At 71.5% G+C, this 17742-nt stretch carries 14 protein-coding genes; 8 read left to right on the forward strand and 6 right to left on the reverse strand.

The genetic code is table 11. The features are described from left to right. Positions 1-3: 3 nt before the first annotated feature. The 3 genes from E4F25_RS00610 to E4F25_RS00620 are packed head-to-tail and all read right to left on the reverse strand — an operon-like array spanning position 4 to position 2790. Positions 4-906, reverse strand: a complete 903-nt coding sequence (locus E4F25_RS00610) for a cation diffusion facilitator family transporter (protein ID WP_181168166.1) — start codon at positions 904-906, stop codon at positions 4-6. Positions 907-942: 36 nt separating this feature from the next. Next, positions 943-1671, reverse strand: coding sequence for a UMP kinase (gene pyrH / locus E4F25_RS00615; protein WP_140908360.1), 729 nt, complete (start codon positions 1669-1671; stop codon positions 943-945). 54 nt (positions 1672-1725) lie between these two features. After that, entirely contained in the window at positions 1726-2790 is a 1065-nt protein-coding gene (locus E4F25_RS00620; protein ID WP_140908361.1) for a LysR substrate-binding domain-containing protein, read from the reverse strand. 392 nt (positions 2791-3182) lie between these two features. Here E4F25_RS00620 and E4F25_RS00625 point away from each other — a divergent pair, with 392 nt between their 5' ends. From E4F25_RS00625 to E4F25_RS00635, 3 genes are read left to right on the forward strand one after another with little or no spacing between them, the layout of a single operon-like run. Then, positions 3183-4400, forward strand: a complete 1218-nt coding sequence (locus E4F25_RS00625; RefSeq protein ID WP_140910241.1) for an efflux RND transporter periplasmic adaptor subunit — start codon at positions 3183-3185, stop codon at positions 4398-4400. Between the two features lie 21 nt (positions 4401-4421). Further along, complete coding sequence (locus tag E4F25_RS00630) at positions 4422-7583, forward strand: efflux RND transporter permease subunit (protein ID WP_140908362.1); 3162 nt, start codon at positions 4422-4424, stop codon at positions 7581-7583. Beyond that, positions 7576-9060 carry an efflux transporter outer membrane subunit gene (locus E4F25_RS00635; protein ID WP_140908363.1) on the forward strand — a complete coding sequence of 495 codons (1485 nt, stop codon included), beginning with the start codon at positions 7576-7578 and terminating at the stop codon, positions 9058-9060. Before E4F25_RS00630 ends, E4F25_RS00635 begins: the two co-directional genes overlap by 8 nt. A 54-nt stretch (positions 9061-9114) precedes the next feature. Here E4F25_RS00635 and tsf read toward each other — a convergent pair whose 3' ends face one another. Further along, positions 9115-9990, reverse strand: coding sequence for a translation elongation factor Ts (gene tsf / locus E4F25_RS00640; RefSeq protein WP_140908364.1), 876 nt, complete (start codon positions 9988-9990; stop codon positions 9115-9117). Positions 9991-10006: 16 nt separating this feature from the next. Continuing rightward, complete coding sequence (rpsB, locus tag E4F25_RS00645) at positions 10007-10885, reverse strand: 30S ribosomal protein S2 (RefSeq protein WP_140908365.1); 879 nt, start codon at positions 10883-10885, stop codon at positions 10007-10009. 258 nt (positions 10886-11143) lie between these two features. On the opposite strand from rpsB, the gene map reads away from it, so the two are divergent. The 5 genes from map (at position 11144) to dapE (ending at position 17050) form a co-directional block, all read left to right on the forward strand. Beyond that, a complete protein-coding gene (gene map, locus E4F25_RS00650; protein ID WP_140908366.1) occupies positions 11144-11938 on the forward strand; it encodes a type I methionyl aminopeptidase in 795 nt (264 codons plus the stop codon). Beyond that, positions 11935-14553 (forward strand): [protein-PII] uridylyltransferase, encoded by a 2619-nt coding sequence (glnD, locus tag E4F25_RS00655; protein WP_140908367.1) that lies wholly within the window; start codon positions 11935-11937, stop codon positions 14551-14553. Before map ends, glnD begins: the two co-directional genes overlap by 4 nt. After that, positions 14550-15479, forward strand: coding sequence for a 2,3,4,5-tetrahydropyridine-2,6-dicarboxylate N-succinyltransferase (gene dapD / locus E4F25_RS00660; protein ID WP_140908368.1), 930 nt, complete (start codon positions 14550-14552; stop codon positions 15477-15479). The genes glnD and dapD overlap by 4 nt, the downstream gene beginning before the upstream one ends. Positions 15480-15560: 81 nt before the next feature. Continuing rightward, positions 15561-15917 carry a Spx/MgsR family RNA polymerase-binding regulatory protein gene (locus E4F25_RS00665; protein ID WP_140908369.1) on the forward strand — a complete coding sequence of 119 codons (357 nt, stop codon included), beginning with the start codon at positions 15561-15563 and terminating at the stop codon, positions 15915-15917. Further along, positions 15914-17050 (forward strand): succinyl-diaminopimelate desuccinylase, encoded by a 1137-nt coding sequence (gene dapE / locus E4F25_RS00670; protein ID WP_281283937.1) that lies wholly within the window; start codon positions 15914-15916, stop codon positions 17048-17050. The genes E4F25_RS00665 and dapE overlap by 4 nt, the downstream gene beginning before the upstream one ends. A gap of 25 nt (positions 17051-17075) precedes the next feature. Here the strand turns inward: dapE and E4F25_RS00675 are convergent, their stop codons facing one another. Continuing rightward, positions 17076-17735 (reverse strand): thiopurine S-methyltransferase, encoded by a 660-nt coding sequence (locus tag E4F25_RS00675; protein WP_140908370.1) that lies wholly within the window; start codon positions 17733-17735, stop codon positions 17076-17078. Positions 17736-17742 lie beyond the last annotated feature (7 nt).

The raw sequence follows: 17742 nt of genomic DNA on the forward strand, positions 1-17742 counted from the left end.
CCGTCAGTGCCCGTGCGGGGCGCGGTCGTCGCGGTCGTGCAGGCAGGCGCCGCCGAACTCCACCTGCAGCGTGGGGTGGTTGATGCCGAAACGCGCGTCCAGCTCGCGGTGGACGTGGTCCAGGAACGCGTCGTGGCCGTCGCTGCCGGTGCGCACCAGGTGTGCGGTCATCGCGATCTCGCCCGCGCCCAGCGACCAGATGTGCACGTGGTGCACCGCGCTGACGCCGGGCTGCGCCTGCAGCCACGCGCGCACGCCTGCCTGGTCGAGCGCCGCCGGCACCGCGTCCATGGCCGCGTTGAAGGCGTCGCGCAGCAGCCCGAACGCGCTAAGCGCGACCACCGCACCGACCAGCAGCCCGGTGGCCGGGTCCAGCCACTCCCAGCCCAGCCAGAGCATGCCCAGGCCGGCCAGCACCGCGGCCAGCGAGACCCCGGCATCCGCGATCAGGTGCAGGTAGGCGCCGCGCCGGTTGAGGTCGCGGCCGTGGCCGCCGCGCATCAGCCAGGCGCCGCCGAGGTTGACGAGGATGCCGATCGCGGCCACCACCACGACCGGCATCGCCGGGATCTGCGGTGGCGCGCCGAGCCGGCGCACCGCCTCCCACGACAGCGCGCCGGCGAAGGCGACCAGCAGCACCGCGTTGGCGAGCGGAGAGAGCAGGGTGGCCCGGCGCCAGCCGTAGGTGTGGCGTTCGGTCGGCGCGCGCCGCGCCAGCACCGCCGCGCCCCAGGCCAGCCCGAGCCCGAGCACGTCGCCGAGGTTGTGCAGCGCGTCCGAGAGCAGCGCCAGCGAATCGGTGGCGAAGCCGTAGCCGGCTTCCACCACGGTGTAGGCCAGGTTGGCCAGGGTCACGATCGCGAACGCGCGCGTCCCCGAGCCGTGGAAATGGTCGTGCCCGTGCACCCGCAACCTCCTGTAGGAGCGGCGCTCGCGCCGCGATCAGGCGGACCCGCGTCCCTGCACCAGCGTGCCGATGTCCTCGCCGCGCAGGATCTTCAGCAGCGTCCCGGGCTGCGACATGTCGAACACCCGCAGCGGCAGCTCGCTGTCGCGCGCGAGCGCGAACGCGGCGGTGTCCATCACCTGCAGGTCGCGCGCGATGACCTCGTCGTAGCCGAGCCGGTCGTAGCGCTTCGCGTCGGGGTGCTTGGCCGGGTCCTTGTCGTACACCCCGTCCACCTTGGTCGCCTTCAGCAGCAGGTCGGCACCGATCTCGATCGCGCGCAGGGCGGCGCCGGAGTCGGTGGTGAAGAACGGATTGCCGGTGCCGGCGGCGAAGATCACCAGCCGGCCCTTCTCGAGGTGGCGGATCGCGCGGCGGCGGATGTAGTCCTCGCACACGTCGTTGATCTTGATCGCGCTCATCACCCGGGCCTTGCCGCCGAGCTTCTCCAGCGCGTCCTGCATCGCCAGCGCGTTGATCACCGTGGCCAGCATGCCCATCTGGTCGCCGGTGACCCGGTCCATGCCGCCGGCGGCGAGCCCGGCGCCGCGGAAGATGTTGCCGCCGCCGATCACCAGCGCGATCTCGGCCCCGGCCTCGCGCGCTTCCATCACCTCGCGCGCCAGCCGGCCGATCACCTTGGGGTCGATGCCGTAGTCCTCGTCGCCCATCAGCGCCTCGCCGGACAGCTTGAGCAGGACGCGGCGATAGGCGAGTTGCGACATGGGGTGGCTCCGGCGGCGGGCGAGGGCGTCGCCGGATTCTAGCCGATGCCCCCGTCAGGCCGCCTCGACTTCGGCCGCCTCTTCCTCGCCGGCCCCGGCTTCCGCCGCGGCGAGGGCACGGCGGGTGACCTCGCGTGCCATGTCGTGGCCGCGTGCCTTCTCGACGATGGTGAGCGACTTGTGGCAGGCGACGCTGTCCGGGCACGCCGCGCGCACGTAGTCGGCCTCGAAGCGCAACCGCTCGACCAGGAAGTCCACGAAGGCGCGGATCTTGGGCGATTGCGCCAGGCCGCGCGGGAACAGCGCGTTGAAGTCCAGCACCGGGCCGGTCCAGGCCGGAAGCACGCGGCGCACCAGGTTGCGCTCGACCCAGGGCTTGGCGCTGATCTCGCTGAACAGCATCAGCCCCTCGCCGTGCAGCAGCGGCTCGGTGAGCGCGGTCGGATCGTTGGCCACCACCACCGGATCCACGCGGAATTCCTGTTCGCGCTCGCCATCGTGCAGCGGCCAGTAGTAGTTGCCGTTGCGGCGGAACTTGGGGAAGGCGAGGGTGCGGTGCTGGAGCAGTTCGTCCGGGTGCCGTGGCTCGCCGTGGCGCGCGATGTACTCGGTGCTGGCGAAGACCTGGCTGCGGAACTGGCCGAGGCGGCGCGCGACCAGGTTGGAGTCCTCCAGCGGCCCGATCCGCAGCGCGATATCGATCTCCTTGTCGATCAGGTCGAGCGTCTCGTTGGTGAGGATCATCTCGACCCGCACGTCCGGGTTGCGCTGGCGGAATTCGGCCAGCAGCGGCGCGATCCAGATCACGCCGGCGCTGTAGGGCGCGGTGAAGCGCAACCAGCCGCGCGGTCCGCCCTGCAGCTGGCTGACCGCGCTCTCGGCCTCGTCCAGGTCGCGGGCGATGCGCTGGCAGTGCTCGTAGTAGATGTTGCCGGCCTCGGTGAGCCCGAGCTTGCGGGTGGTGCGGTGGAGGAGCTGCGCCCCGAGCCGGGCCTCCAGTTCCTGCACCTTGCGGCTGACCGTGGTCTTGGGCAGCCGGAGCGCGCGGGCGGCGCCGACGAAACTGCCCAGTTCCACCACCTTGACGAACACGAGGGTGTCGTTGAGATCGCGGGCCATGTGGGCCTCCAGAGGGGTGGCGGGCCGATTGACCCGTTGCCGGGACAATTATTCCCCGTTTTGCCGGCTAATCAAGTGCCGCCGTGGGGCCTAGGCTCTCTCCCGTCGCATCACGGGAAGGTCCCATGTCCATCCGTCGCCTCGCCATCCTGAGTTCCATTCCGGCCCTGCTGCTCGGCGGTTTCGTCCTGGCCTGGCTGGCATTCATCGCCCTGGGAGCCGCATCGGCAGTGGGTTCCGTCGAGGGCGCGCTGATGGCCTGGACGCTGGCGTTCGTGGTCGGCGTGCCGCTGGCGCTGCCGCTGCTGGCCCTCGCGCGATTCGCACTGTTCCGTATTCGGGAGAAAAAGTCCCGCCATCGGGACAATCCCTCCCCCCATCGAGGTGCCCCCATGACCCACCGCAAGCTCCCCGCCGCCGGCAGGGCGGCCTCCCGTTCCGGCAGCGGCGCGCGCTGGCTGCTGGCCTCTGCCGCGTTGCCGCTGGCGCTCGCCGTCGCCGGCTGCGACAGCCGCGCCCAGGACGCGTCGGCCATGCCGCCGCCGCCCGCGGTCAGCGTCGCCACCGTGCTCAGCAAGCCCGTGCACCAGTGGGACACCTTCAACGGCCGCGTGAGCGCCGTCGAAAGCGTCGAACTACGCCCGCGCGTGAGCGGCTACGTCCAGCGCGTCGCCTTCGACGAAGGCCAGGAAGTGAAGGAGGGCGACCTGCTGTTCGTGATCGACCAGCGTCCGTACCGCGCCGCGCTCGACCGCGCGCTGGCGCAGCTGCAGCGCGCGCGTGCCGAAGCCGGGCTCGCGCGGGCCCAGGACGCGCGCGCCCGGACCCTGATCGAGGCGCAGGCCATCTCGCGCGAGGAATTCGAGGCGCGCAAGGCGGCCAGCGCCCAGGGCGAGGCGGGCGTGCGCGCCGCCGAGGCCGCGGTCGCCGCGGCACGGCTCGACCTGCAGTTCACCGAGGTCCGCGCGCCGATCGACGGCCGCATCGGCCGCGCCATGGTCACCGAGGGCAACCTCGCCCAGGCCGACCAGACCCTGTTGACCACCCTGGTGTCGCAGGACCCGATGTACGTGTACTTCGAGAGCGACGAGCAGACCTACCTGCGCTATGCCGAACTGGCGCGCAAGGGCGAGCGCTCGCGCTCCAGCAACCCGGTGCGGGTCGGCCTGGCCAACGAGGACGGCTTCCCGCACGAGGGCACGGTGGACTTCGTCGACAACCAGGTCGATCCGACCACCGGCACCATCCGCGCGCGCGCGGTGCTGCCGAACCCGGACCGCGTGTTCACCCCCGGCCTGTTCGCGCGCGTGCAGGTGCAGGGCAGCGGCCGCTTCGAGGCGATGCTGATCGACGACAAGGCCGTGCTCACCGACCAGGACCGCAAGTACGTCTACGTGCTCGGCGCCGACGACAAGGCGGTGCGCAAGGACGTCGTGCTCGGCCGGATGATCGACGGACTGCGCGTGGTCGAGTCCGGCCTGGCCGCCGACGACAAGGTGATCGTGCACGGCGTGCAGAAGGTGTTCATGCCGGGCATGCCGGTCACGCCGCAGGTCATCGCCATGGGCGCGCCCGCGCCGTCGCCCGCGCAAGCGGTCGCGATGCAGTAGCCAGCAGCAAGGAGCGACATCATGGACTTCTCCAGGTTCTTCATCGACCGGCCGATCTTCGCCGCGGTGCTGTCGATCGTGATCTTCGCCGCAGGGCTGGTCTCGATCCCGCTGCTGCCGATCGGCGAGTACCCCGAGGTGGTGCCGCCGTCGGTGGTGGTCACCGCCGTGTACCCGGGCGCCAACCCCAAGGTGATCGCCGAAACCGTGGCCACGCCGTTGGAGGAGGCGATCAACGGCGTCGAGGACATGATGTACACCAAGTCCGTCGCCGGTTCCGACGGCGTGCTGCGGATGACGGTGACCTTCCGTCCCGGCACCGACGCCGACGACGCCACGGTGCGGGTGCAGAACCGCGTCAGCCAGGCGCTGGCGCGGCTGCCGGAGGACGTCCGCCGCCAGGGCGTGACCACGCAGAAGCAGTCGCCCACCTTCCTGATGGTGGTGCACCTGACCTCGCCCGACGGCAGGTACGACACCCTGTACCTGCGCAACTACGCGCGCCTGCACGTCAAGGACGCGCTGTCGCGCATCACCGGCGTCGGCGACGCCCAGGTGTTCGGCGGCGGCGACTACGCGATGCGCGCCTGGCTGGACCCGGACAAGGTGGCGTCCCGCGGGCTGACGGCGGGCGACGTGGTGCGCGCGATGCGCGAGCAGAACGTGCAGGTCTCGGCCGGCCAGCTCGGCGCCGAGCCCATGCCCGACAGCGACTTCCTGACCCTGATCAACGCCCGGGGCCGCCTGCACACCGAACAGGAGTTCGGCAACATCGTGCTCAAGGCCGGCGCCGACGGTGAAGTCGTGCGCCTGTCCGACGTGGCGCGTCTGGAGCTGGGCGCCGGCGACTACACCCTGCGTTCCAGGCTCGACGGCAAGAACGCCGTGGGCATCGGCATCTTCCAGGCGCCGGGCGCCAACGCGCTCGACATCCGCGACTCCGTCATCGCGACCATGGACGGATTGTCGGAGCGGTTCCCGGAGGGCCTCGAGTACGAGGCCGTCTACGACACCACCATCTTCGTGCGCGACTCGATCAAGGCCGTGGTCACGACCCTGCTCGAGGCGGTGCTGCTGGTGGTGCTGGTGGTGATCCTGTTCCTGCAGACCTGGCGCGCCTCGATCATCCCGTTGATCGCGGTGCCGGTGTCGATCGTGGGCACCTTCGCCGCCCTGTACCTGCTGGGCTTCTCGATCAACACCCTGAGCCTGTTCGGGCTGGTGCTGGCGATCGGCATCGTGGTGGACGACGCGATCGTGGTGGTGGAGAACGTCGAACGCAACATCGAGGAAGGCCTGGCCCCGCTGGCGGCCGCCCACCAGGCGATGCGCGAAGTCTCGGGCCCGATCATCGCGATCGCGCTGGTGCTGTGCGCGGTGTTCGTGCCGATGGCCTTCCTGTCGGGCGTGACCGGGCAGTTCTACAAGCAGTTCGCGGTCACCATCGCGATCTCGACGGTGATCTCGGCGATCAACTCGCTGACCCTGTCGCCGGCGCTGGCCGCGCGCCTGCTCAAGCCGCACGACGCCGCAAAGGATTCGCCCACGCGGCTGATCGATCGCCTGTTCGGCTGGCTGTTCGTTCCGTTCAACCGCTTCTTCAAGCGCAACTCCGCCCGCTACCAGGGAGCGGTCTCGCGGACGCTGGGCCGCAGGGGCGCAGTGTTCGTGGTCTACGCGGTGCTGCTGGCGTCCACCGGGCTGATGTTCAAGGTGGTGCCGGGCGGCTTCATCCCGACCCAGGACAAGCTGTACCTGATCGCCGGCGTGAAGATGCCGGAGGGCGCCTCGATCGCGCGCACCGACGCCATGCTGTCGCAGGTGGCCGACATCGCGATGAAGACCGAGGGCGTCGCGCATTCGATCGCCTTCCCCGGCCTGAACGCGCTGCAGTTCACCAACACGCCGAACACGGGCGTGGTGTTCCTGCCGCTGGATCCGGCCAGCGAGCGCGACCGCAGCGCGGCGGAGATCAACGCCGAGATCAACCGGAAGATCGCCGGGCTGCAGGAAGGTTTCGCGTTCTCGCTGATGCCGCCGCCGATCCTCGGCCTGGGCAACGGCAACGGCTACCAGATGTTCATCGAGGACCGCGGCAACCTGGGCTACGGCGCGCTGCAGGACGCGGTGGCGGCGATGCAGGGCGCAATCATGCAGACGCCCGGCATGGGCTTCCCGATCACCAGCTACCAGGCCAACGTGCCGCAACTGGACGCCGAGGTGGACCGGGTCAAGGCCAAGGCCCAGGGCGTGCCGTTGACCGAACTGTTCGACACGTTGCAGACCTACCTGGGCTCGGCCTACGTCAACGACTTCAACGAGTTCGGCCGCACATGGCAGGTCATCGCCCAGGCCGACGCGCGCTTCCGCGACGACGTCCAGGACATCGGCAACCTGCGCACCCGCAACGACCGTGGTGAGATGGTGCCGATCGGGTCGATGGTGACGATCCGCCAGACCTACGGCCCGGACCCGGTGCTGCGCTACAACGGCTATCCCGCCGCCGACCTGGCCGGCGAGGCCGACCCGCGCGTGCTGTCGTCGGCGCAGGCGATGGACACGCTGGCGGACCTGGCCGCCAGGGTGCTTCCCAACGGCATGACCATCGAGTGGACCGATCTCAGCTACCAGCAGTCCACCCAGGGCAACGCGGCACTGGTGGTGTTCCCCCTCGCCATCCTGCTCGTGTTCCTGGTGCTGGCAGCCCTTTACGAGAGCTGGACGCTGCCGCTGGCGGTGATCCTGATCGTGCCGATGTGCATGCTCTCGGCCCTGCTCGGGGTGTGGCTGGCCGGCGGCGACAACAACGTGTTCGTGCAGGTCGGCCTGGTGGTGCTTATGGGGCTGGCGTGCAAGAACGCGATCCTGATCGTGGAGTTCGCGCGCGAGCTCGAGCTGCAGGGCAGGGGCATCGTCGAGTCGGCGCTGGAAGCCTGCCGCCTGCGCCTGCGCCCGATCGTGATGACCTCGATCGCGTTCATCGCCGGCACGGTGCCGCTGGTGCTGTCGCACGGCGCCGGCGCGGAAGTGCGCTCGGCCACCGGCATCACCGTGTTCGCGGGCATGCTCGGCGTGACCGTGTTCGGCCTGTTCCTCACCCCCGTCTTCTACGTCGCGCTGCGCAAGCTGGTGACGCGCAACGCGGCGCCCGCGGGCGCTGCCACGGAGTCCGTCCATGCATGACCATCGCCCCCATCCGCGCACCCGTCCGCGCCTCCTCCGGCCCGGCCGCAGCGTCCTGGCCGCCCTCGCCACCGCGCTGCTCGCCAGCGCCTGCGCGGTGGGCCCGGACTACGTGAGGCCCGAGCTCCCGGTGCAGCAGCGCTTCGTGCGCGCCACGGCCGCGGCGCCAGTGCCGATGCCGGCCGCGGACGCCGGGTTCTGGCATCGCTTCGACGACCCGGTGCTCGACCGGCTGGTCGAGGAAGCGCTGCTCGCCAACCACGACCTGCGGATCGCGCTTGCACGCTACGACCGGGCCAACGCGCTGCTGCGCGGGGCCGGCTTCGACCGCTTCCCCACGGTGACGGCGCAGGCGACCGCCAGCGACGCGCGCGCCAGTGCCGGGCAGATGCCCGGGGCGACCCGCGCCGAGCGCGACGTCCGCAGCAGCGAGGCGGGCATCGTCGCGTCCTGGGAGCTCGACCTGTTCGGGCGCGTGCGCCGCGGCGTCGAGGCCAGCCGCGCCGATACCGCGGCCAGCGCCGCCGACTTGGCGGCCGCGCAGGTCGCGATCGTGGGCGAAGTGGCGAACGGCTACCTCGGGCTGCGCGGACTGCAGGAGCGCCTGCGCGTGGCCAGGGCCAACGCCGACAACCAGCGCGAGACCCTGCGCCTGGTGGACGCGCGCTTCGACGCCGGCCGCGGCACCGCGTTCGACACCTCGCGCGCACGCGCCCAGCTCGAAACCACGCTGGCGCGGTTGCCGGCGCTGGAGGCGGAGATCGCGACCACCATGCACCGGCTCGCGGTGCTGACCGGGCGCACGCCCGACGCCCTGGTCGCGCTGCTGGAAGCGCCGACCGGCCTGCCGACGGTGCCCGCCCGACCCGCGTCCGGCACCCCGGGCGAGCTCCTGCGCCGGCGCCCGGACGTCATCGCCGCCGAGCAGCGCCTGCACGCGGCCACCGCGCGCATCGGGGTCGCGACCGCCGACCTGTTCCCGCGCTTCACCCTGGGCGGCCTGCTCGGCAGCCACGCGCTGGAGGGCAGCAGCCTGTTCGAGCGCGACAGCGAGACCCGGCTGGTCGCGCTGGGCATCGACTGGTCGTTCCTGGACGTGGGGCGCGTGCGCGCGCGGATCGCCGCAGCCGATGCCGACGCCGCCGGCGAGCTCGCCCGCTACGAGCAGGCCGTGCTGCGCGCGCTGGAGGACACCGAGAACGCGCTGGTGCGCAGCAGTCGCGCGCGCGAGGAGGACGCGCACCTGCAACGGGCCGCCGCCGACAGCGCGCACGCCGCGGAGCTCGCGCGGATCCGGTTCGAGGCCGGCGCCGCCGACCTGTTCGAAGTGCTCGACGCCGAGCGCACGCAGTTGCAGGCGCAGGATGCCTTCGCCGCCGCGCGCACCCGCAGCGCGACCAGCGCGGTCGCGCTGTACCGGGCGATGGCGGGCGGCTGGCCGTCGCGCCTGCCGCAACGCCCGCAACCCCGGCAATGAAAAAAGCCCGCGATCGCTCGCGGGCTTTTCGTTGTTGCCGAAGCGGGTGGCGGCTTACGCCAGGCCGGCCTGCTTCATCACTTCCGAGGCGAAGTCGTCGGCCTGCTTCTCGATGCCCTCGCCGACGGCCAGGCGCACGAAGCCGATGACCTCGGCGCCGGCGGCCTTGAGCGCGGCCTCGACGGTCTGGTTGGTGTCGAGCACGTAGGGCTGCCCGGTGAGGCTGATCTCGGCCAGGGTCTTGGCGATCTTGCCGGCGACCATCTTCTCCAGGATCTCGGCCGGCTTGCCGGAATCCTTGACCTGGGCCAGCGCGATTTCCTTCTCGCGGGCGACGAAGTCGGCCGGCACGTGCGCGGGCGAGACGTAGGGCGGGTTCATCGCCGCCACGTGCATCGCCAGGCCGCGCGCCAGCTCGTCGCTGCCGCCCTTGAGCTCGACCAGCACGCCGATGCGGCCGCCATGCACGTAGGCGCCGATCAGGTTGCCGCTCTCCATGCGCGCCAGGCGGCGCACCTGCACGTTCTCGCCGACCTTGGCGATGAGCGCGGTACGGGCCTCCTCGACGGTCTCGCCCGAACCGAGCTTCGCCGCCTTCAGCGCCTCGGCATCGTCGGCGCCGCTGGACAGCGCGACCTTGGCGACTTCCTCGGTGAAGGCCAGGAAGTTGCTGTCCTTGGCGACGAAGTCGGTTTCCGAGTTGACCTCGACCAGCACGGCCTTGCCCGGGGCCTGGGCCATCGCGATGCGGCCCTCGGCGGCGACGCGGCTGGCCTTCTTGTCGGCCTTGGCCAGGCCGCTCTTGCGCAGCGCGTCGGCGGCGGCCTGGATGTCGCCGTTGTTCTCGGTGAGCGCCTTCTTGCACTCCATCATGCCGGCGCCGGTGCGCTCGCGCAGCTCCTTGACCAGGGATGCGGTGATTTCTGCCATGGGGGTAGGTCTCCTGTTATTCGGCGGCGTCGGCGGCCGGTGCTTCGGTCGCCGCGGGGGCTTCGGCCTCGGCGGCCGGAGCCTCGGCAGCCGGGGCCTCTTCGGCCTTGGCGGCGGCCTTCTTCGCCGGCGCCTTGCGCGCGCTGCGGCGCGCCGGCTTCTCGCCCTCGGCCTCGGCGAACTCGTCCTCGCGCACGCTCGCGGCCTGCGGCGCGGCGGCCTTGCCCTCGAGCACCGCGTCGGCGGCGGCGCGCGCGTACAGCTGCACCGCGCGGATCGCGTCGTCGTTGCCCGGGATGGCGTAGTCCACCAGCGCCGGGTCGTAGTTGGTGTCGACCACCGCGATCACCGGGATGCCCAGCTTGCGGGCTTCCTTGACCGCGATGTCCTCGTGGCCGATGTCGATCACGAACAGCGCGTCGGGCAGGCGGTTCATGTCCTTGATGCCGCCCAGCGAGGCTTCCAGCTTCTCGCGCTCGCGGCGCAGGCCCAGCACCTCGTGCTTGACCAGCTTCTCGAAGGTGCCGTCGGTCTCGGCGGCCTCGAGCTCCTTGAGCCGGCCGACCGACTTCTTCACGGTGGCGAAGTTGGTCAGGGTGCCGCCCAGCCAGCGCTGGGTCATGTACGGCATGCCGCAACGCTCGGCCTCTTCCTTCACGGCGTCGCGCGCGGAGCGCTTGGTGCCGACGAACAGGATCAGGCCGCGCTTCTGGGCGATGCCCGAGATGAAGTTCATCGCGTCGTTGAACAGCGGAACCGTCTTCTCGAGGTTGATGATGTGGATCTTGCCGCGGGCGCCGAAGATGTACGGGCCCATCTTCGGGTTCCAGTAGCGGGTCTGGTGGCCGAAATGGACGCCGGCTTCCAGCATCTGGCGCATGGTGATCTGGGGCATTGCTGCGACTCCGATATGGAATCCGCCGCCCGGACAGGTGAGGGCGGTGGGCCGCCGCGTGGGCGGGCCGTGGATTCCGGGGTTGGGCCTCCCCGTCCGCTTCCATGGCCGAACTTCCTGGCGGAAGCACCCCGGCATGGTGGGTGGCGGTCGGGTGTGTATTCGGTGGTGACGCCCACCGTGGGCGGTGTAACCGGCGAATTATAGGGAGTGTGCCGGGCCCGGGCAAGCAGCCACCGGCTGGGGGATAATGGGCCGATGAGCATCGACATCAAGACCCCGGCCGAGCTGGAGAAGATGCGGGTGGCCGGGCGGCTGGCCGCCGAAGTCCTGCAGGTCGTCGCCCCGCACGTGAAGCCCGGCGTGACCACCGCCGAGCTGGACCGCATCTGCCACGACCACATCGTGAACGTGCAGAAGGCGATCCCGGCCAACATCGGCTACGGCGGCGGCCCCGGCCGCATCCCGTTCCCGGCCACCGTCTGCACCTCGGTCAACAACGTCATCTGCCACGGCATCCCCAGCGAGGGCAAGGTGCTGAAGGACGGCGACATCCTGAACATCGACGTCACCGTGATCAAGGACGGCTGGCACGGCGACACCAGCCGCATGTACTACGTCGGCGAGCCTTCGGTGATGGCGCGCCGGCTGGTGGAGGCCACCCGCGAGGCGATGTTCCGCGGCATCCGCGCGGTGAAGCCGGGCGCCACCCTCGGCGACGTCGGCCACGCCATCCAGCAGTACGCCGAGTCCGAGCGCTTCAGCGTGGTCCGCGAGTACTGCGGCCACGGCATCGGCAAGGTCTACCACGACGAGCCGCAGGTGCTGCATTACGGCCGCCCCGGCACCGGCGTGGTGCTGAAGGAAGGCATGACTTTCACCATCGAGCCGATGATCAACGAGGGCAGCCGCCACACCCGGCTGCTGCCCGACGCCTGGACCGTGGTCACCAAGGACCGCAAGCTCTCGGCGCAGTGGGAGCACACGGTCGCGGTGACCGCCGACGGGGTCGAGATCCTGACCCGGCTGCCAGGCGACGACAACGACCTGTGAGCACCCCCCAGCCCCGGCCGGCGAGCGACGACGCGGGCTGGGCAGCCACCGCCCGCGCGGCGCTGGCCCGGGATGACGCCGCCTTCGCCGCGCGCTTCGACGCCGGCGAGGACATCGACCGCCTGCTGGCCGCGCGCGCCCGCGCCGTGGACCAGTGGGTGCGCCAGGCCTGGGAGCGTTGCATCGGCCCCGAGCCGACCGACCTGGGCCTGTTCGCGATCGGCGGCTACGGCCGCGGCGAGCTGTTCCCGCATTCGGACATCGACCTGCTGGTGCTGGCCGAGCCGGCCGCGCAGCAGGCCCAGCACGACGCGCTGGCGCGCCTGTTCGCGCTGCTCTGGGACGCCGGCCTGCCGGTCGGGCACGCGGTGCGCTCGGCCGCCGAGTGCACCGAGGCCGCGGCCGCCGACATCACCGTGCTGACCGCGATGCTGGAGGCGCGCGCGCTGCAGACCAACGCCGCCGAGATCGCGCGCCTGCAGGACGCGGTCTCGCCGCAGCGGGTGTGGCCGCCGCGCGACTACTTCCTGGCCAAGCGCGCCGAGCAGCGCGAGCGGCACGCGCGCTTCGACGACACCGCCGACAACCTCGAGCCCAACCTGAAGGACGGCCCCGGCGGCCTGCGCGACGTGCAGACGCTGCACTGGATGGCGCTGCGCGTGCTCGGCGCGCGCGGCCTGGAACCGCTGGTCGCGCTGGGCCAGTTCGGCGCCGACGAGTACGCGACCCTGGAACGCCAGCGGCGCGAGCTGTCGCGCCTGCGCTGGGGCCTGCACCTCGTCGCCGGGCGGCGCGAGGAGCGCCTGCGCTTCGACTACCAGAAGGCGCTGGCCGCGCGCCTCGGCCACACCGGCGACGCCGGCAACCTCGCGGTCGAGCAGATGATGCAGGGCTTCTACCGCAGCGCCGCGCTGGTGCTGCGGATCAACGAGCGCCTGCTGCAACGCTTCGAGGAACAGCTCGAGGGCGATGCCGAGGACGTGCCGCTGCAGGACGGCTTCGCCGCGCAGCGCGACTACCTGCGCGCGACCGACCCGGCGTGGCCGCGCGGCATGGACGACGTGTTCGACCTGTTCGAGGCGTGGGCGGCGCACCCGGGGCTGCGCGGGCTGCACTCGCAGACCGCGCGCGCGCTGGCCGAGTCGCTCTCGACACTGGGCGACTACGCCGGCGCGACCGCGGAGCAGCGCGCGCGCTTCATGGCCTTGCTGCGCGGTCCCGAGCCGGTGGCCACGCTCACGCGCATGGCGCGGCTGGGCGTGCTCGCGCGCTGGATCCCGGCCTTCGCGCAGGTGTCCGGGCGCATGCAGTTCGACCTGTTCCACGTGTACACCGTGGACCAGCACACCATGGCGGTGCTGCGGAACATCGCCGGCTTCGCCGCGCGTACCCCGGACCCGCGCTTCTCGATCGTGCACAACGTGTGGCCGCGGCTGCGCAAGCCGGAACTGCTGCTGCTCGCCGCGCTGTTCCACGACATCGCCAAGGGCCGCGGCGGCGACCACTCCGAGCTCGGCGAGGTGGACGCACGCGAGTTCTGCGCCGCGCACGGCCTGAGCGAGGGCGAGACTGCGCTGGTCGCCTGGCTGGTGCGCCACCACCTGCTGATGTCGGTGACCGCGCAGAAGCAGGACATCAGCGATCCCGAGGTCATCCATCGCTTCGCGAGCAAGGTCGCCGACCGCGAGCGCCTGGACCTGCTCTACCTGCTGACCTGCGCCGACATCGCCGGCACCTCGCCCAAGCTGTGGAACGCCTGGAAGGACCGCCTGCTGGCCGATCTCTACACCGCCACCCGCATGGCCCTGCGCCGCGGCCTGGAGCATCCGCTCGACGCCGAGGAGCGGATCGGCGAGACCCGCGACCACGCCCGCGCGCGCCTGCTCGACGCCGGCCTGGACGAGGACGAGATCGAGTCGCTGTTCGCGCGCATGCCCGAGACCAGCTTCCTGCGCGGCCGCGCCGACAGCGTCGCCTGGCAGGCGCAGGTGCTGCATCGCATGCGTCCCGGCCATGGGCTGGCGGTGCGCGCGCGCCGCCTCATGCAGCACGCCGGCGCGCTCGAGGTGTTCGTGCACGCGCCCGACCGCGACGGCCTGTTCGCCGCGATCGTGGCCTCGCTCGACCGGCTCGGCCTGGCCATCCAGCAGGCGCGGTTGCTGCTGGGCGGCGAGGGCACGGTGTTCGACACCTTCGAGGTGCTGCCCTCGGATCCGCAGCGGCCGGTGGAACCCGCCGCCGTGGAGCGTGCGCTGCAGGAAGCGCTGTCGCGCGCCGACCTCGACGCGGTGCGCCCGCCGCGCCGTGCGCAGCCGCGCCACCTGCGCCACTTCCGGCTGGTGCCGCAGGTCGGCTTCGACACCGCCGAGAACGGCACCCGCACGCTGCTGAGCCTGGTGTCCACCGACCGCCCCGGCCTGCTCGCCGACGTCACCCGCGTGCTGCGCCAGCAGCGCCTGCGCGTGCACGACGCGCGCATCGCCACCTTCGGCGAGCGCGCCGAGGACGTGTTCCAGATCACCGACGAGCGCGACCGCCCGCTGCTCGACCCCGAACCCCGGCAGGCGCTGCGCGACGCGCTGCTCGCCTGCATCGACGGAGAAGACGACCGATGAGTTCCACGGGACCGCGCCGCAAGACGGCGAAGAAAACCACGAAGAAGGCGGCGAAGAAGACCGCGCAGCGCACGCGGCCGACCCGCGCCCAGATCATCGAGCAGCTGCGCTTCGAGATCGACAGCGCCTGGGAGCGGCGCACCATGCTCACCGTGGACGAGGTCGAAGGCTCGACCCGGCCGACGGTGGAGCGGGTGATCGACGGCATCGAGAAGGGCGAGTTCCGCGTCGCCGAGCCCGACGGCAACGGCGGCTGGCAGGTCAACGCGTGGCTGAAGAAGGCGGTGCTGCTGTACTTCCGCACCCAGGAGATGGAGCTGGTCGAGTCCTACCCGGCGCCGTTTTGGGACAAGATCCCGCCGCGCTTCGGCGACTTCGACGAGAGCGCGTTCCGCAAGCTCGGCGCGCGCGTGGTGCCCGGCGCGATCGTCCGCCGCGGCGCGCACATCGGCAAGGACGTGGTGCTGATGCCGAGCTTCGTCAACATCGGCGCCTACGTCGGCGCCGGCACCATGGTGGACACCTGGGCCACGGTCGGCTCCTGTGCGCAGGTCGGCAAGCACTGCCACCTGTCCGGCGGCGCCGGCATCGGCGGCGTGCTCGAACCGCTGCAGGCCTCGCCGACGATCATCGAGGACCACTGTTTCATCGGCGCGCGCTCGGAAGTGGTCGAGGGGGTGGTGGTCGGCCACCACAGCGTGATCGGCATGGGCGTGTTCCTGGGCCAGTCCACGCGCATCTACGATCGCGCCACCGGCGAGGTCAGCTACGGCCGCATCCCGCCGTACAGCGTGGTGGTCTCCGGCCAGCTGCCGGCCGCCGACGGCTCGCACTCGCTGTACTGCGCGGTGATCGTCAAGCGCGTCGACGCGCGCACCCGCGCCAAGACCTCCATCAACGACCTCCTGCGGGGCCTCGCCGACTAGTCCCTTCTCCCCGCCCGTGGGGAGAAGGTGCCCCGCAGGGGCGGATGAGGGGCGCGCTGTTCCCGGTAGACTGGACGCACCATGACGACAACACTCTACGGCCTGGCGAACTGCGATACCTGCCGGAAAGCCCGCAACTGGCTGAAGCGCTTCGGCATCGCCCACGAGTTCGTCGACTACCGCGAGGAGCGCCAGTCCCCCGAGACCCTGCTTGCCTGGCGCGATGCGCTCGGCGGCTGGGACGCGATGGTCAACAAGTCCTCGCCGACCTGGCGCAACCTGCCGCCGGCGCGCAAGCCGCCGCAGTCGGACGCGGAGTGGAAGCTGCTGCTGCGCGAGTACCCGACGCTGGTGCGGCGCCCGGTGGTGGTGACCGCGGACGGCGTGGTCAGCCAGGGCTTCAGCGACAACGGTTTCAAGAAGCGGTTCGGCAAGTGACCAGCGAGGTGCTGGCGCTGGCGAAGGAGCTGATGCTGCGGCCGTCGGTGACGCCGGACGACGCCGGTTGCCAGGCGCTCGTGGCCGAACGCCTGCGCCGCGCGGGGTTCGCCTGCGAATCCCTGCGCTTCGGCGAGGTCGACAACCTGTGGGCGACCCACGGGCGCGACGACACCGGTCCGGTGCTGGTGCTGCTCGGCCACACCGACGTGGTGCCGCCGGGCCCGCGCGCGGCCTGGTCCAGCGACCCGTTCGTGCCGGAGATCCGCGACGGCATGCTCTACGGGCGCGGGGCGGCCGACATGAAGGGCAGCGTCGCGGCCTTCGTGGTCGCGCTGGAGCGCTTCGTCGCCGCGCACCCGGGCCATCCGGGCACGGTCGCACTGCTGTTGACCTCGGACGAGGAGGGCGACGCCATCGACGGCGTGCGCAAGGTCGCCGACGTGTTCCGCGAACGCGGCCAGCGCATCGACTGGTGCATCACCGGCGAACCCTCGTCGAAGCAACGGCTCGGCGACCTGCTGCGCGTCGGCCGCCGCGGCAGCCTCTCGGCCCTGCTGAGCGTGCGCGGCGTGCAGGGCCACGTCGCCTATCCGCAGCTCGCGCGCAACCCGGTGCACGAGGCCCTGCCGGCGCTCGCCGGGCTCGTCGCGCGCCAGTGGGACGACGGCTTCGAGAGCTTCCCGCCCACCAGCCTGCAGGTCAGCAACATCCACGCCGGCACCGGCGCCAACAACGTGATCCCGGGCGAACTGCAGGTCGCGTTCAACCTGCGCTACAACCCGCGCTGGACCGCGGATGCGCTCAAAGCCGAATGCGAGGCGATGCTGCGCGCGGGCAAGCTCGACTTCGAACTCCGCTGGCACGACAGCGGGGCGCCGTTCTTCACCCCGGAGGGCCCTTTGCGCGCCGCCGCGCGCGAGGTGCTGGCGGCGCATGCCGGCGCCGCGCCCGAAGAGAGCACCGGCGGCGGCACCTCCGACGCGCGCTTCATCGCCCCGCTGGGCGCGCACTGCATCGAGCTCGGCCCGGTCAACGCCAGCATCCACAAGGTCGACGAGCACGTCGCGGTCGCCGACCTCGAAGCACTGCCGGGCCTCTACCAGTCCCTGGTCGAACGCCTGCTCGCCTGACGTGTGGGAGCGGCGGAAGCCGCGATCAGGTCCGCTTCAACAGCCGCCACGCCGAGGTGTGCAGCGAGCTGATCCCCTCGGCCTGGAACCCCGGCTGCTCGGCCAGGATGTCGCGCCGTTCCAGCAGGTCCACGGCCCAGCGCTCGCCGAACAGCGCGCGCATCTCCGCGGCGTCCACGCTGAAGGGCGGGCCCTGCTTCTCTTCCTGCGGGTACTCCAGGTCCACCACCAGCGCGCGCGTGCCCGGCGGCATGCGCGCGTACACGCGGTAGGCGTACTGCCGGCGCATGTCCGGCGGCAGCGCGATCAGCGCCGCGCGGTCGAAGACCGCCTGGCAACTCGCCAGCAGGCCGTCCTCGAGCGCGAAGGCGTCGCCGACCACCACTTCGATCGGGCCGCAGCTGTAGTGCGTGCCGCTCGGCGACACGTGGATGCCGGGCGTCATCCGGTGCTCGGTGAAGAACTGCTGCACCGCGATCGGCGACAGCTCGACACCGAGCACCCGGTGCCCGCGCTCGGCCAGCCACAGCAGGTCCAGCGACTTGCCGCACAGCGGCACCAGCACCCGGCAGCCCTTCGGCGCGAACACCTCGGACCAGTACTGCTCCAGCAACGGCGTCGGCCGGTCCTGGTGGAAGCCGGTCTGCCCCTGTTGCCAACGCTGCTGCCAGAAATCGGGATCCATCGATACT

This window comes from Cognatiluteimonas lumbrici (genome assembly GCF_006476065.1).
Taxonomy (GTDB): Bacteria; Pseudomonadota; Gammaproteobacteria; order Xanthomonadales; family Xanthomonadaceae; genus Cognatiluteimonas; species Cognatiluteimonas lumbrici.

Coding starts and splice junctions, on each gene's coding strand:
- pyrH (WP_140908360.1), bottom strand. CDS start 1,671: ATGTCGCAACTCGCCTATCGCCGCGTCCTGCTCAAGCTGTCCGGCGAG.
- E4F25_RS00620 (WP_140908361.1), bottom strand. CDS start 2,790: ATGGCCCGCGATCTCAACGACACCCTCGTGTTCGTCAAGGTGGTGGAA.
- E4F25_RS00625 (WP_140910241.1), top strand. CDS start 3,183: ATGACCCACCGCAAGCTCCCCGCCGCCGGCAGGGCGGCCTCCCGTTCC.
- E4F25_RS00630 (WP_140908362.1), top strand. CDS start 4,422: ATGGACTTCTCCAGGTTCTTCATCGACCGGCCGATCTTCGCCGCGGTG.
- E4F25_RS00635 (WP_140908363.1), top strand. CDS start 7,576: ATGCATGACCATCGCCCCCATCCGCGCACCCGTCCGCGCCTCCTCCGG.
- tsf (WP_140908364.1), bottom strand. CDS start 9,990: ATGGCAGAAATCACCGCATCCCTGGTCAAGGAGCTGCGCGAGCGCACC.
- rpsB (WP_140908365.1), bottom strand. CDS start 10,885: ATGCCCCAGATCACCATGCGCCAGATGCTGGAAGCCGGCGTCCATTTC.
- map (WP_140908366.1), top strand. CDS start 11,144: ATGAGCATCGACATCAAGACCCCGGCCGAGCTGGAGAAGATGCGGGTG.
- dapD (WP_140908368.1), top strand. CDS start 14,550: ATGAGTTCCACGGGACCGCGCCGCAAGACGGCGAAGAAAACCACGAAG.
- E4F25_RS00665 (WP_140908369.1), top strand. CDS start 15,561: ATGACGACAACACTCTACGGCCTGGCGAACTGCGATACCTGCCGGAAA.
- E4F25_RS00675 (WP_140908370.1), bottom strand. CDS start 17,735: ATGGATCCCGATTTCTGGCAGCAGCGTTGGCAACAGGGGCAGACCGGC.